The 13,756-nt window shown below is 67.5% G+C and carries 14 protein-coding genes; 3 read left to right on the top strand and 11 right to left on the bottom strand.

Annotated features, from left to right (window positions below; translation table 11 throughout):
* Window positions 1-2 precede the first annotated feature (2 nt).
* The 9 genes from EOJ32_RS13650 to EOJ32_RS13610 all read right to left on the bottom strand — a co-directional run bounded on the left by EOJ32_RS13650 (window position 3) and on the right by EOJ32_RS13610 (window position 8,503).
* Window positions 3-1,073: a M4 family metallopeptidase gene (locus EOJ32_RS13650; RefSeq protein ID WP_127898936.1), complete on the bottom strand. Its 1,071-nt coding sequence runs from the start codon at window positions 1,071-1,073 to the stop codon at window positions 3-5.
* 84 nt (window positions 1,074-1,157) lie between these two features.
* A complete protein-coding gene (locus EOJ32_RS13645; protein ID WP_045981622.1) occupies window positions 1,158-2,165 on the bottom strand; it encodes a sn-glycerol-3-phosphate import ATP-binding protein UgpC in 1,008 nt (335 codons plus the stop codon).
* A gap of 1 nt (window position 2,166) precedes the next feature.
* Window positions 2,167-3,015, bottom strand: a complete 849-nt coding sequence (gene ugpE, locus EOJ32_RS13640; RefSeq protein WP_046000989.1) for a sn-glycerol-3-phosphate ABC transporter permease UgpE — start codon at window positions 3,013-3,015, stop codon at window positions 2,167-2,169.
* A complete protein-coding gene (ugpA, locus tag EOJ32_RS13635) occupies window positions 3,015-3,893 on the bottom strand; it encodes a sn-glycerol-3-phosphate ABC transporter permease UgpA (RefSeq protein ID WP_045981620.1) in 879 nt (292 codons plus the stop codon). Before ugpA ends, ugpE begins: the two co-directional genes overlap by 1 nt.
* A 78-nt stretch (window positions 3,894-3,971) precedes the next feature.
* Window positions 3,972-5,285 carry a sn-glycerol-3-phosphate ABC transporter substrate-binding protein UgpB gene (gene ugpB / locus EOJ32_RS13630; RefSeq protein ID WP_127898935.1) on the bottom strand — a complete coding sequence of 438 codons (1,314 nt, stop codon included), beginning with the start codon at window positions 5,283-5,285 and terminating at the stop codon, window positions 3,972-3,974.
* Window positions 5,286-5,392: 107 nt separating this feature from the next.
* Window positions 5,393-6,394, bottom strand: a complete 1,002-nt coding sequence (locus tag EOJ32_RS13625) for a DUF808 domain-containing protein (RefSeq protein WP_127898934.1) — start codon at window positions 6,392-6,394, stop codon at window positions 5,393-5,395.
* Window positions 6,395-6,578: 184 nt separating this feature from the next.
* On the bottom strand, window positions 6,579-7,145 hold the full coding sequence (locus EOJ32_RS13620) for a fasciclin domain-containing protein (protein ID WP_127898933.1): 567 nt from the start codon (window positions 7,143-7,145) through the stop codon (window positions 6,579-6,581).
* 102 nt (window positions 7,146-7,247) lie between these two features.
* Window positions 7,248-7,952: an anti-sigma factor domain-containing protein gene (locus EOJ32_RS13615; protein WP_127898932.1), complete on the bottom strand. Its 705-nt coding sequence runs from the start codon at window positions 7,950-7,952 to the stop codon at window positions 7,248-7,250.
* Window positions 7,949-8,503, bottom strand: a complete 555-nt coding sequence (locus EOJ32_RS13610) for a sigma-70 family RNA polymerase sigma factor (RefSeq protein WP_045981615.1) — start codon at window positions 8,501-8,503, stop codon at window positions 7,949-7,951. The genes EOJ32_RS13615 and EOJ32_RS13610 overlap by 4 nt, the downstream gene beginning before the upstream one ends.
* 154 nt (window positions 8,504-8,657) lie before the next feature.
* Here EOJ32_RS13610 and cobS point away from each other — a divergent pair, with 154 nt between their 5' ends.
* Window positions 8,658-9,629: a cobaltochelatase subunit CobS gene (cobS, locus tag EOJ32_RS13605; RefSeq protein ID WP_045981614.1), complete on the top strand. Its 972-nt coding sequence runs from the start codon at window positions 8,658-8,660 to the stop codon at window positions 9,627-9,629.
* Between the two features lie 30 nt (window positions 9,630-9,659).
* On the top strand, window positions 9,660-11,528 hold the full coding sequence (gene cobT / locus EOJ32_RS13600; protein ID WP_127898931.1) for a cobaltochelatase subunit CobT: 1,869 nt from the start codon (window positions 9,660-9,662) through the stop codon (window positions 11,526-11,528).
* Window positions 11,529-11,593: 65 nt separating this feature from the next.
* Here cobT and EOJ32_RS13595 read toward each other — a convergent pair whose 3' ends face one another.
* Window positions 11,594-12,406 carry an NAD(P)-dependent oxidoreductase gene (locus EOJ32_RS13595; protein WP_127899408.1) on the bottom strand — a complete coding sequence of 271 codons (813 nt, stop codon included), beginning with the start codon at window positions 12,404-12,406 and terminating at the stop codon, window positions 11,594-11,596.
* Window positions 12,406-13,254 carry a glycosyl transferase gene (locus EOJ32_RS13590; protein WP_127898930.1) on the bottom strand — a complete coding sequence of 283 codons (849 nt, stop codon included), beginning with the start codon at window positions 13,252-13,254 and terminating at the stop codon, window positions 12,406-12,408. Before EOJ32_RS13590 ends, EOJ32_RS13595 begins: the two co-directional genes overlap by 1 nt.
* Before the next feature lie 127 nt (window positions 13,255-13,381).
* Here EOJ32_RS13590 and EOJ32_RS13585 point away from each other — a divergent pair, with 127 nt between their 5' ends.
* The gene (locus EOJ32_RS13585) at window positions 13,382-13,690 is read left to right on the top strand and encodes a tripartite tricarboxylate transporter TctB family protein (protein ID WP_127898929.1); all 309 of its coding nucleotides are present in this window, start codon (window positions 13,382-13,384) and stop codon (window positions 13,688-13,690) included.
* Window positions 13,691-13,756 lie beyond the last annotated feature (66 nt).

The following is a 13,756-nucleotide window of genomic DNA, read 5'->3' as shown; positions in this document are numbered from 1 at the left end:
GATCAGACCGCGATTCCCACAAGTTTCCAAGCGCGCCGCAACAGCACCGCCTGTTGGCTGCCCGCGCCCGCCAGTGCCGCCGCGCTGCGCAGGGTCTGGTCGGCAAAGTCGGAAAAGCTGGCCATCGGGTTGTTCAGGTCCTGCAGCGTCCGGTACCAGATGCGGCCCGGCAGCTCCCACGCGTTGCCGCCCAGATAGCTGCAGAACAGGTAGAAGGCGTGGTTCGGAATGCCCGAATTGATGTGCACGCCGCCATTGTCGTCGGTCGTGGTGTTGAACTGATCCATGTGCCAGGGCTGGGGGTCGGTGCCCAGCAGGTCGTCGGCATAGGCCGTGCCCGGTGCCTTCATGCTGCGCAGCGCCACGCCGTTGATGCCCGCGCCCAGGATGCCGCGCCCGATCAGCCAGTCGGCCTGATGAGCGGTCTGGCCCAGCACGCGCTGTTCGGCCAGCGCGCCGAAGACGTCGGCCACATGTTCGTTCAGCGCACCGGACTGGTTCTCGTAGATCAGCCCGCCGGAATGCTGGATGACACCATGGGTCATCTCATGCGCGATGACCGACAGCTGCAGGAAGGTCCGGAAGATCTTGCCGTCGCCCGTGCCATAGGCCATCTGCTGCCCGTCCCAGAAGGCGTTGTTGTAGTTGCGGCGGTGCTGGACCGTCGCCACCAGCGGCATGCCGCGTCCGTCCAGCGAATTGCGGCCGTATTCCTCGGCGAACATCGCGAAGACCTGGCCGGCGCTGTCATAGGCCAGGTCGGCATCCGCGATGCCGGACGGCGCGTCGCCTTCGGCCCGGACCAGGCGGCCGGGAAGGGCGGCGCGGAATTCGCCGTCATGGATGCGGCGGTCGGGGCAGCACAGCTCGGGATCGGGGGCGATGCCCTGCAGCGCGGGCGGCAGGCTGGCCCAGGCCGCGCGCTCCTCGCGCAGCTGTTCGTCATGGCGCAGCAGCGTGCGCGCCATGTCCGCCGTCGCGGGGTCACCCCGCAGCGCCAGCACCCGCAGCATATAGGGCGGCACGATGCAGGCGATGGGATTGTGGTGAGAGCAGCCGAACGACAGGCACATGGGGCGACCTTTCCGCGTTGGTTCACCCCAAGGTAGCACGGAACGCCCGACCCGCAAGGGTCGGATGTTCACGTTTCATTCTAGTCAGTCCATGCGCTTGCCGCTGACCTTGTCAAACAGGTGCAGCCCGCCGGGGCGATAGGACAGGCGCATGTGATCGGACAGGGGGGCATCGGACGGCAGGGTGATGGTGATGCGGGCATCGCCGGTCTTGCCGTGGACCAGCCGCTGCGCGCCCAGTTCCTCGACCGCCAGCACCGACATCTCGATCGGGCCGTCGGCGGTGACGCTCAGATCCTCGGGGCGGATGCCCACATGGCCCGCATGCCCGGTTCCGGGCAGGTGCGGGACGGCGCTGGCCTCGATCAGGTTCATGGCCGGACTGCCGATGAAGCTGGCGACGAAGGCCGATGCCGGGCGGCGATAGACCTCCAGCGGCGTGCCGATCTGTTCGATCTGCCCGCCGTTCAGCACCACCAGCCGGTCGGCCAGCGTCATCGCCTCCAGCTGGTCATGAGTCACATAGATCGAGGTCGTGCGCAGGCGCTTCTGCAGCTCCTTGATCTCAAGGCGCATGGCGACGCGCAGTTTCGCGTCCAGGTTCGACAGCGGCTCGTCAAAGAGGAACGCGGCCGGTTCGCGCACGATGGCGCGGCCCATGGCGACGCGCTGACGCTGGCCGCCCGACAGGGCGCGCGGCTTGCGGTCCAGGAACGGGCCGATCTGCAGGATGTCCGAGGCGATGCCCACGCGCCGCTCGATCTCGGCCTTGGGGGTGCCGCGGTTCTTCAGGCCGTATGCCAGGTTCTGTCGCACCGACATGTGTGGGTACAGGGCATAGTTCTGGAACACCATGGCGATGTCGCGATCGGCGGGCTCGATCTCGTTGACCACGCGGTCGCCGATGCGGACCTCGCCCTCGGTGATGCTCTCCAGCCCCGCGACCATGCGCAGCAGCGTGGATTTTCCGCAGCCCGACGGGCCGACCAGGACCAGGAATTCGCCATCCGCGATGTCGATATTGACGCCGCCCACGGCGCGGGCGCCGCCGGCATAGACCTTGCCGACATTGTTGAGGGTGATGGATGCCATCTTATTTCTCCGTCTCGACAAGACCTTTGACGAACAGGCGCTGCATGGCGACCACCACGATCACGGGTGGGATCATCGCCAGCATCGCGGTCGCCATGACCAGGTGCCATTGCGGCAGACCGTCCACGGCATCCGCCATGCGCTTGATCCCCGCAACGATGGTGTAATAGTCCGAACTGGTCGTGATCAGCAGCGGCCAAAGATACTGGTTCCAGCCATAGATGAACAGGATCACGAACAGGGCTGCGATATTGGTGCGCGACAAAGGCAGCAGGATGTCGCGAAAGAACTTCATGGGCCCGGCGCCGTCGATGCGGGCGGCCTCGGTCAGTTCGTCCGGGATGGTCAGGAAGACCTGGCGGAACAGGAACGTGGCCGTGGCCGACGCGATCAGCGGGATCGACAGGCCGGCATAGCTGTTCAGCATGCCCAGATCGGCCACCACCTGGAAGGTGGGCACGATGCGCACCTCGACCGGCAGCATCAGCGTGATGAAGATGCACCAGAAGGCCAGGCCGCGCAGCGGAAAGCGGAAATAGACCACCGCGAAGGCCGACAGGACCGAGATGACGATCTTGCCGATGGCGATGGCCAGCGCCATGACCAGGCTGTTGAACATCATCACGCCGACCGGGGGCGTGCCGCTGGTGGACACGCCCGCGCCCAGCATCTGGCTGTAGTTCTGGATCATCTGGTCACCCGGCCACATCGGGATGGTGCCCGACATGAAGGCGGTCGCGCTGTGGGTCGAGGCCACGAAGGCCACCCAGACCGGCAGCGCCACGACGCAGACGCCCAGGATCAGCGTCAGGTGGGCGGCCAGGTTCAGGAAGGGACGGTTCTCGATCATCAGTAGGCCACCTTCTTCTCAACGAACCGGAACTGGATCACCGTCAGCACCAGGACCAGCGCCATCAGGACCACCGACTGCGCGGCGGACGAGCCCAGGTTCTGCCCGACGAAGCCGTCGAAATAGACCTTGTAGACCATGATGTTGGTGGCCTGTGCCGGGCCGCCCTCGGTCGTGGCGTCGATCACGCCGAACGTGTCGAACATCGCATAGACGATGTTGACGACCAGCAGGAAGAACGTCGTCGGCGACAGCAGCGGAAAGGTGATGTCGAAGAACCGCCGCACCGGACCCGCCCCGTCGATGGCCGCGGCCTCGCGCAGGCTGGCCGGGATCGCCTGCAGCCCTGCCAGGAAGAACAGGAAGTTGTAGCTGATCTGTTTCCACGCGCTGGCGATCACGACCAGCGTCATGGCGTCGCCCTTGTCCTGGATGTGGTTCCAGTCATAGCCCAAGCCCCCCAGCAGATAGGGCATGATGCCGATGGTCGGGTTGAAGATAAACCACCACAGGATGCCCGCGACCGCAGGCGCCACCGCATAGGGCCAGACCAGCAGCGTCGTATAGACCCGCGTGCTGCGGATCATCCGGTCCACCGCGATCGCCAGCAGCAGCGACAGCCCCATCGACAGCACCGTGACCGAGATGGCGAAGACCGCCGTCACCTGCAGGCTGTTGAGATATTCGGGGCTGCCCCACAGGCGGGCGAAATTCTCCAGCCCGACAAAGGTCGTCCGGGTGCCGAAGGCATCCTCGCGCAGAAAGCTTTGACGGATGGCCTGACCGGCGGGCCACAGGAAAAAGATGAAGGTGATGATCAGCTGGGGGGCCAGCAGCAGCCATGGCAGCAACTGGTTTCGGAAAATGGTGCGCTTCATCGCGGGACCTTGGGGCGAAAACGGGAAAAGACCGGGGCCGCGCGTGATGCGCGGCCCCGGCCGAAGGGGGTGGGGCGGTTACTGGTTCTGCGCCTGGAACTCTTCCAGCAGCGCGTCGCCGCGGCTGACGACCGCGTCCAGCGCGCCCTGCGCGTCCTTGTCGCCCGACAGAAGCTGTTCGAACTCTTCGTCGATGATGCCGCGGATCTGGACATAGCTGCCAAAGCGCAGACCCTTGGAGTTCCCGGTCGGCTCGTTCAGGGTGATCTGGTTGATGCCGGTGTCGGCGCCGGGGTTCTCGGCATAATAGCCGGCCATCTGCTCACGCGCGGCGGCAGTGATGGGCAGGTAGCCGGTGAAGGACGCCCAATCGGCCTGCACCTCGGGCTGGGTCAGGTATTCGAAGAACGCCGCGGTCGCCGCGTATTCCTCGTCCGTCTTGCCCGACAGCACCCACAGCGAGGCGCCCCCGATGATCGAGTTCTGCGGCGCGCCCTCGACGTCGTCGTAATAGGGCAGCATGCCATAGCCGACCTCGTACGCGGTCGAGTTGGCGATGACGCCGGCACGGCTGCCCGAGCTGCCCATCAGCATCGCGCATTCCTGCGAGTACAGCATCGGCCCCGCATTGTCGGCGCCCACCGGGCCACCGTACTTGAAGATGCCCTCGTCGGACCAGCGCTTGAGGTTCTCCCAGTGCTTGACCTGAACGGGCCCGTTCAGCGACAGGCGCGCATCAAGGCCACCCATGCCGTTCTCCAGCGTGCCGATCGGCTGGTTGTGCCAAGCCGACAGGTTCTCGGTCTGGATCCAGCTGATCCATTGCGTGGTGAAACCGCAGGTCGCGGCGCCCGATTCCATGATCTGCTTGCTGAACTGCTCCAGCTCGGCCCAGGTCTTGGGAGGGGTGTTCGGGTCCAGGCCCGCCTTCTCGAACACGGTCTTGTTGTAGTACAGGATCGGCGTCGAGCTGTTGAAGGGCATCGATAGCATGTTGCCGTCGGAATCGGTGTAATAGCCGACGACGGCCGGCAGGAACGCCGCCTGGTCGAAGGCCTGGCCGTGCTGCTCCATCAGTTCGTGGACCGGGACGATGGCGCCCTGGGCGGCCATCATGGTGCCGGTGCCGACCTCGAACACCTGGACGATGGCGGGCTGCTGGTTCGCGCGGAACGCGGCGATCGCGGCGGTCATCGTCTCGGGGTAGGTGCCCTTGTAGGCGGGGGTGACGGTGTATTCGTCCTGGCTGTCGTTGAAGCCCTGGGCGATCTCCTCCAGCTTCGCGCCCAGCTCGCCGCCCATGGCGTGCCACCATTCGATGTTCGTTTCTGCCTGCGCGGCAGTCAGCGACGCCACCAGCGCCACCGCGGATGCGGTTCCGTATCGGATCATGTTGTCTTCCCTCCCTTACAGAGTTGCGATGCTGACCCCGCCTATCGGCAGTTCACGACAGCATCGCAACGCTCATGTGACAGTCTTGTGACGTCGGGAGGTTTGGGTCAACGGGTTTCGTTGGCGTTCGGTTTTTTACGAAGTTGCGCGAATGCCCCCATCACCGCGCCGATGATCGGGTTGATGACCTTGGTCGCCACCGGCAGCAGGGCCAGCCCCAGGATCAGGCCGATGACGCCGTCGCAGAAGGCGGTGACGACCCATGCGACCACGCCGGGGGCGGCGGGCACGGCGGCGGCGGCGGCCTCGGCCCAGTCATGAATCAGGTGATAGGGCGCGCCCCAGCCCAGCTGCTCCAGGCCGTGCACGATGATCTGCCCGCCGACCCAGATCATCGCGGCGGTGCCGACCACGGTCAGCGTCTTCATGAAGCCGGGCATGACCTTGACGATGCCGCGGCCCAGAGCGGCGACGGCGCCGGTGCGGCGCTGTGCCAGATGCACCCCGACATCGTCGGCCTTCACCACCAGCGCCACGAACCCATAGACCGCGACGGTGATCGCCACAGCGACCAGCGCCAGGATGACGGCCTTCATCAGCAAGCTGTCGTCGGTCGGGATGGTGGACAGGGCGATTGTCATGATCTCGGCCGACAGGATGAAGTCGGTCTTGATGGCGCCGGCGACGCGGGCCTCCTCCAGCGCGGCACCGTCGGTGTCGGGATGGGTGTGCTTTTCGCTGTCATGGGTGTCGGTCTTGTGGAACAGGTGCGCGACCTTGTGAGCGCCCTCGTAGCACAGATAGGCGCCGCCCAGCATCAGCAGGGGCGGAATGGCCCAAGGCGCAAGGGCCGACAGCAGCAGCGCGACCGGCAACAGGATGACCATCTTGTTGAACAACGATCCGCGCGCGATCTTCCAGACGATGGGGATCTCGCGGCTGGCGTCGAAACCGTGGACGTATTTCGGCGTCACCGCCGCGTCGTCGATGACCGCGCCCGCGGCCTTGGCGCCCGCCTTGGCCGCCTGGCCCGCCACGTCGTCGATCGATGCCGCCGCCACCTTTGAAATTGCCGCTACGTCGTCAAGAAGCGCGATCAACCCGCTCATGCAGTGTCCCTTCGGAAATTGGCCCGATGCGGCGCCGTGCCGCAGCCCATCAGCACCCGGCAACGCGCGTCGAGGCAAGCGGTTTCACCATCACTCACGGATCGGCATGCAAAAAGGCCCGCGCAGAGGGGACTGCGCGGGCCATGACCTGCCTGTCGGGGGACGGCAGGTCCTGCGGGGCGTCTTAGGACGCCGGCAGCAGCACGGTGTCGATCGAGTGGATCACGCCGTTCGACTGGTCCACGTCGGGGATCAGCACGGTGGCGACGTTGCCGTTCTCGTCGGTGATCTGCAGGGCGTTGTCGCTGGCGCGGATGCTGGCGGTCAGCGTGCAGCCACCCACGGTCTCCAGCGCGGCCGAACCGCCGCCCTGCTGGATCATGCGGCCCACGGCGGACGACATCGCCTCGGTCGGGACGACGTGGCAGGTCAGGATGGTCTGCAGGGTCTGCAGGCTCTCGGGCTTCAGCAGGTCCTCGACGGTGCCGTCGGGCAGCTTTTCGAAGGCCGCGTTGGTGGGGGCGAAGACGGTGAACGGGCCGGGGCCCGACAGCGTCTCGACCAGGCCCGCGGCCTGCACGGCGGCGACCAGCGTGGTGTGGTCGGCCGAGTTCACGGCGTTCTCGACGATGTTGCGCGACGGCAGCATCTCGGCGCCGCCGACCATGGTGTTCTGGGCAAAGGCCGGTGCGCCAAGCGCGATGGTGGCAGCGATGATCGAAGCGCCGACTTTGGTAAAGCGGGTGGTCATGGACTTCCTCCGGTTTTGGTTCTGGGCGGCATTTCTGCGCCCGACAGTCCCAAACACGCGGCAGGCGCGGGTTAGTTGCGCAACCAACCGGTCAATCCGCGATCACAAGGACGTGAGCGGCGCGATGGCCACCACCGGCCCGGTCGCCTGGCCGGTCGGCGATCCGCCCGCCGGTTCGTCCGACAGCGCAATCTGGATATCCGCCGAGGGATCCAGCCCGTCCGGCAGTGTCATGCGCAGGGTGCCGTCGCGCGGGACCAGCCCGATCGATACCGGGGCCGAGCCGTCGGGTTTCACCCACCAGATTTCCCAGTCGCGGTCATCGGGGGCGGCGCCGCTTTCCAGCGCGATCTCCATGTCGCGCCCGTCGATGCGGGCAGCGACGCGCAGGGCCTGATCCTGGGTCGCAAGCTGTGCCTGATAGGCGGGGGCGGCGGGCTGCTGCAGCCCGGGCAGCCACAGGAACGCGGCGGTCGCCGCGACGGCCAGCAACCCGGCCAGCGCGCCCATCGGACCGCGCCACCAGGCCCGCCGTTCGGTCGGGTCGTTGGCCAGGGGCGGGGTGACGTGGCCCAACCGTTCGCGGATCGCCTGGCGTGCGCGGGCAGGGGCCATGACCGGGGTCAGCGCCTCGGCGATGCCGGCCATGCGTTCGTACCAGTCGTGGACGATGCGGGCGAAATCCGGGTCGGTGGACATGCGGGCCGTCGCGGCGGCGGCCTCGGGTCCGTCCAAGAGGCCAAGCGCCAGCTCGGCCGCCAGCGCCTGGTCTTCCTGGGACGGGGTCAGCGGGGCGTCGTCGGTCATTGGCTTACGCAATCCTTCAGTCGCAGCAGGCTGCGGCGCAGCCAGCTGCGCACGGTGTTGATGGGAAGCCCCTCACGCGCGGCCAGGTCGGCATAGCTGACCCCCTCGAGGTAGACGGCACGCACGGCGCCCGCCTGCGCCTCGGCCAGCCTGGCCAGGCAGTCGTCCAGCATGCGGCGTTCCTGGGCCATGATCGTCGCCGATTCGGGACCCGGCGCACTGCAGGCGACGAAGGCCGCGGCATCTTCGGGCGCGGTTACCGGTCGTGATCCGCGGGCGCGCAGCCTGTCGATGGATCGGTTGCGGGCGATGGTGATCAGCCAGGTCATCGGCGACAGCCCGTTCGAGGCATAGCGCGCGGCGCTTTGCCACACGCGGATATAGACCTCCTGCAAGGTCTCCTCGGCCTCGGGGCGGTCCTTGAGGACCGACAGGCACACGGCGTGCAGCTTGGCCGATGTCGCGTCGTACAGGCGGTCAAAGGCGTCGCGATCACCCATGGCGGTGCGGGCGATCAGGGTTTCCAGTTCGGAACGGCGTGCGTCTGTCAAAACCGGGGCATCCTTCCAAGGGTTGTGGGCACCTTATGAAGCACACCCTCGCGCGTCAACGCGCGCACGGGGTGGCGGCCGCCCGCGCCGTGCCTTGCACCCGTTGCCCGAATGCGCGATCAATGCGCCGATGTGATGGAAAGGGCTAGGGCCGATGCTGGACATGAACGCGAAACCCACCGAAGAGATCGACCTGCGCGAGGTGTTCGGTCTGGACAGCGACATGAAGGTCAAGGGCTTTGCCGACCGCACGGATCGCGTCCCCGAGATCGACAGCACCTACAAGTTCGATCCCGACACGACGATGGCGATCCTGGCAGGCTTTGCCTACAACCGCCGCGTCATGGTCCAGGGCTATCACGGGACGGGCAAGTCCACCCATATCGAACAGATCGCGGCGCGCCTGAACTGGCCCTGCGTGCGCGTGAACCTGGACAGTCATGTCAGCCGGATCGACCTGATCGGCAAGGATGCGATCAAACTGGTCGACGGCAAGCAGGTCACCGTGTTCCACGAGGGCATCCTGCCCTGGGCGCTGAGGAACCCGACCGCGATCGTCTTTGACGAATACGACGCGGGCCGCGCGGACGTGATGTTCGTGATCCAGCGCGTGCTGGAGGCCGACGGCAAGCTGACGCTTCTGGACCAGAACGAGGTCATCACGCCGAACCCCTATTTCCGCCTGTTCGCCACCGCCAACACGGTGGGCCTGGGCGACACGACCGGCCTCTACCATGGCACCCAGCAGATCAACCAGGGCCAGATGGACCGCTGGTCGCTGGTCGCGACGCTGAACTATCTGCGTCACGACGCCGAAGCCGCGATCGTGCTGGCCAAGGTGCCGCATTACAACACCGAGAAGGGCCGCAAGACCATCAACCAGATGGTGACGCTGGCCGACCTGACGCGGACCGCCTTCATGCAGGGCGATCTGTCCACCGTCATGAGCCCGCGCACGGTCATTTCCTGGGCGCAGAACGCGCGCATCTTTGACAACGTGGGATACGCGTTCCGCCTGACCTTCCTGAACAAATGCGACGAGCTGGAGCGCCAGACCGTGGCAGAGTTCTATCAGCGCCTGTTCGACGAGGAATTGCCGGAAAGCGCAGCCGCCAAGGCGGGCTGAGGCCCGCGCGGCCAAGGGGGCCATCCGCAGATGAAGAAATCCGACAACCCCGCCGACCCGTTCAAGAAGGCCTTGACCGAGGCGACGCGCGCGCTGGCGGGCGAACACGAACTGAACGTGACCTTCAGCGCGGACCCGGCCGGGGTTGCGGGCGACACGATGCGCCTGCCGCAGATCAGCCGCCGCATGGGCCGCGACGAGGTGCTGTTGGCGCGCGGCACGGCCGACGCGCTGGCCATGCGGATGCGCCACCACGATGCGGGCACCCATGCCCACTATTCCCCCGCGGGCCCGATGGCCCGCGAGCTGTACGAGGCGCTGGAGACCGCGCGCTGCGAGGCGCTTGGCGCGCGGGACATGCCGGGGGCGCTGTCCAACATCGACGCCAAGATCGGCGCCGAGGCCGACAAGAAGGGCTATGCCCAGATCAAGGCCCCGGCCGATGCGCCGCTGTCGGTGGCGGCGGGTTACATCCTGCGCCAGGCGGCGACCGGGCGTGCGCTGCCCGCGGGCGCGCAGCATGTCGCCGACCTGTGGCGGCCCTTTGTCGAGAGCCAGGCCTCGGGGGCGCTGGCGGACGTGAACGATGCGCTGGCGGATCAGGCCGCGTTCTCTCGGCTGTCGCGGCGGATCATCACCGACCTGGGTTATGGCGACCAGCTGGGCGAGGATCCGGACCAGCCCGAGGATGACGACAGCGACGAGAACGCCGAGCAGGACGAGGAATCCGGCGACAGCGAATCGCAGGATCAGGACGACAGCGAGGAGAGCGACGCCAGCCCCGAGCGCAGCCAGGAGCAGACCCAGGACGAGCGCCAGGCCCAGGTCGGCATGGACGACACCGCCGAGGACGAGATGGCGGACGAGGCGGAGATGCCCGATCAGGACAGCCCGCCCGACCTGCCGCCCCCGGTCAGCGAGGCCAGCCCCGATTACCGCGTCTTTGCCCAGACCTGGGACGAGGAGATCCGCGCGGAGGATCTGGCCGACATCGCCGAGCTGGAGCGCCTGCGCGCCTATCTGGACAAGCAGCTGGAGCCCCTGCGCGGGGCCGTCAGCCGCCTGGCCAACAAGCTGCAGCGCCGCCTGCAGGCCCAGCAGAACCGCAGCTGGGAGTTCGACAAGGAGGAGGGCGTCCTGGACGCCGGCCGCCTGGCCCGCGTGGTGGCAAACCCGACCATGCCGCTGTCCTTCAAGATCGAGAAGGACACCGAGTTCCGCGACACGGTCGTCACGCTGCTGATCGACAATTCCGGGTCGATGCGCGGGCGTCCGATCAGCATCGCGGCGATCTGCGCCGACGTGCTGGCCCGCACGCTGGAGCGGTGCAACGTCAAGGTCGAGATCCTGGGCTTTACCACGCGCGCCTGGAAGGGCGGGCAGTCGCGCGAGGCGTGGCTGGCCGCGGGCCGTCCGGCCCAGCCCGGGCGCCTGAACGACCTGCGCCACATCGTCTACAAGTCCGCCGATGCGCCCTGGCGCCGTGTCCGTCCCAATCTGGGGCTGATGATGAAGGAGGGGCTGCTCAAGGAGAACATCGACGGCGAGGCGCTGGAATGGGCGCACAAGCGCCTGACCCGCCGCCCCGAGGCACGCAAGATCCTGATGGTGATCTCGGACGGCGCGCCGGTCGATGACAGCACCCTGTCGGTCAACCCTGCCAACTTCCTGGAACGCCACCTGCGCGACGTGATCGCCATGGTCGAGAAGCGCCGCGCCGTCGAGCTGCTGGCGATCGGCATCGGCCATGACGTCACCCGCTATTACCAGCGGGCCGTGACGATCACCGATGCGGAGCAGTTGGCCGGGGCGATCACCGAGCAGCTGGCGGCGCTGTTCGACAGCGATCCGCGCAAGCGGGCGCGGGTGCTGGGCATGGCGTCGATCCGGCGAGGCTGATTGCGTCCCGCGACGCCGGGGGGCGCCGCCCCCCGGACCCCCCGAAGGCATCGCTGATCCGTGACCTAGTCCCGCAGCAATCGACGGATCGTGTGGCGCAGCAGGCGATCACCCCCGGGTTGCCATCCGGCACCGATCAGTGCGGTGCAGTCCGGGACGCGCAGGCGTGACGCATCGGCACGCGGGGGCAACGGGTGACGGCTGCCGGTGGCGTCGCGGACGATCGCCAGTAGGTCGTGGTGATCCAGCACAAGATCACTGCAGTTGACGGTGGATGGCAGCACCCCCGTCGACAGAAGCAGGACCAGCGCCCGGGCGAGGTCGGCGGCGTGGACCTCGGTCGCGATGCGCGGGGCGATGGGGCGACCGGACAGGTAATCGGCGAACAACGTCCGCCATTTATGCGCGGGGCCGGGACCATAGACGCCGGTCGCGCGGATCGCGCAGCCGGCCAGCGGCAGCGATGCCAGAAACGCCTCTGCCCCGGCCTTGACCTGGCCGTAGAGCGTGGTCGGCGCGGCAGGCAGGTCGTCGGGCAGGCGCATCCCCGGCGGATGACCGTCATGCACCGCGCGCGAGGACAGGAACAGCACCCGCCCGACCCCCTGCCGCACGGCTTGATCGAACAGGGCACGCGTACCGTCCAGGTTGGCAGCGATGAAGGCCGCGGGGTCGTCGCCCTCTCCGCCGCGATAGCGGCCCGGCGCGTGGGCGAAGGCACAGTGGATCAGCGCGTCATGGCCCTGCAGCGGCGCAGGGTCGCCCAACGCCCAGCCATGGGCCCGGTCCAGGGGCGTCACGTCGTGGCCCGCCCGGCCCAGGGCGCGCGCGGCATAGCGCCCGACGATCCCGGACGCGCCGGTCAGGGCCACGCGCATCAGGCGGGCGGGCCGGGCAGGGCGTTCAGGTCGGGCACGGGTCCGCCCGCCGCGATCTGGCGCCACAGGTCGATCAGCGGGCGCAGACTGTCGGCCTTGGGGTGATCCTGCCACGGCTTCTCGTACTGGAAATGCAGGATGCGGATCTGGGTCCAGTCCCAAAGTTGCGGCATGTGCGTCCAGACGTATTGCAGCAGGTTGTGGTGGATCGACAGCCCCTGCCAGTCGGGAAAGTACTCCTGCAGGAAGGTCTGATCCGTGCGCCGCCAGAAGGCGCCCGGCCGGTCCAGACGGGCCATCATCGCGGCGAAGGTCGCGGGATCGGGGCGTGCGGTGAAGACACCCGAATTCATCCGGCCGAACCCGTCCAGCCCGTCATAGACATTGGGCGCGGCGCAGAATTCCGGGAAATCGAACAGCTTGTCGACCGGGCGCAGCACGATCGCGTCGGCGTCGATGAAGACGCAGGCGTCGTAGTCCAGCTGCCATAGGCGCAGCTTGATGAAATTGTCCAAGGGGGTATGGAAATCCGGCTTTCCGCCCTTGAGGAATGCGGCCCGTGCGTGCAGCGCGTCGCGGGCATGGGCCTGGTCGAAGGCGTCCGACGTGGGCAGCAGGTCGGCCCGGATCAGCCGGGCGCCAAGCGCGGACAGGCGCGCCAGCGCATCCGCATCGAGGCCGCGATGCATCACCGCCAGATCGGCGGAGGTTCCGGTCAGCCTGAGGGAACGCAGGAGCGCCTCGGCGCCGGGCAGGTAGGCGGCATTGCTGACCAGGGTGACGAAGGCGCGGCGTGCTGTCGCAGGTCCGTCCGCGACTAGTCCGGGGGGTAGCGTAGGATCGGTCATCTGCGCGGGTCCTGATCGGGGCGGGTGTCGGGCCTTCATGGCAGACGGGCGCGGGGTTTGCCAAGCTGTTGCGGAACCGCCCACCCCCGGCCACGTTTCCTTGCGAGTCCAACAGGAAAGTGATCCCATGTCCCACAACCACGAGCCGGAAAAAGCCGCGCGCAATCACAAGCCCGCGATCATCGCCATCATCGTCGCGCTGGTCGTGGCGGCACTGGTGTTCTTCGTCTTCACGCCTGGCGTGGACGAACAGGAAGACGGCATCGCCATGACCGCCCCGCCCGCCGACACGCCGATCAGCGATGCCGAGGGCCTGGGCGAGGATGTCGGCGAACCCACCACGCCCGGCGCGGATACCCCGGCCGATGGCACCACCGCCCCCACCGGCACCGCCGACCGGCCCGCAGGCGACGATGCCCCCGCGCCCGCGAACTGAGCCGCGCCCACATTCCGTGTTCCCCGCGCCCGGACCTGAAACGGTCCGGGCGTTCTTCTGACGCAA

This window comes from Paracoccus sp. Arc7-R13, assembly GCF_004010775.1.
Classification (GTDB): Bacteria; Pseudomonadota; Alphaproteobacteria; order Rhodobacterales; family Rhodobacteraceae; genus Paracoccus; species Paracoccus marcusii.
This window is presented reverse-complemented; position numbering and strand designations above follow the sequence as displayed.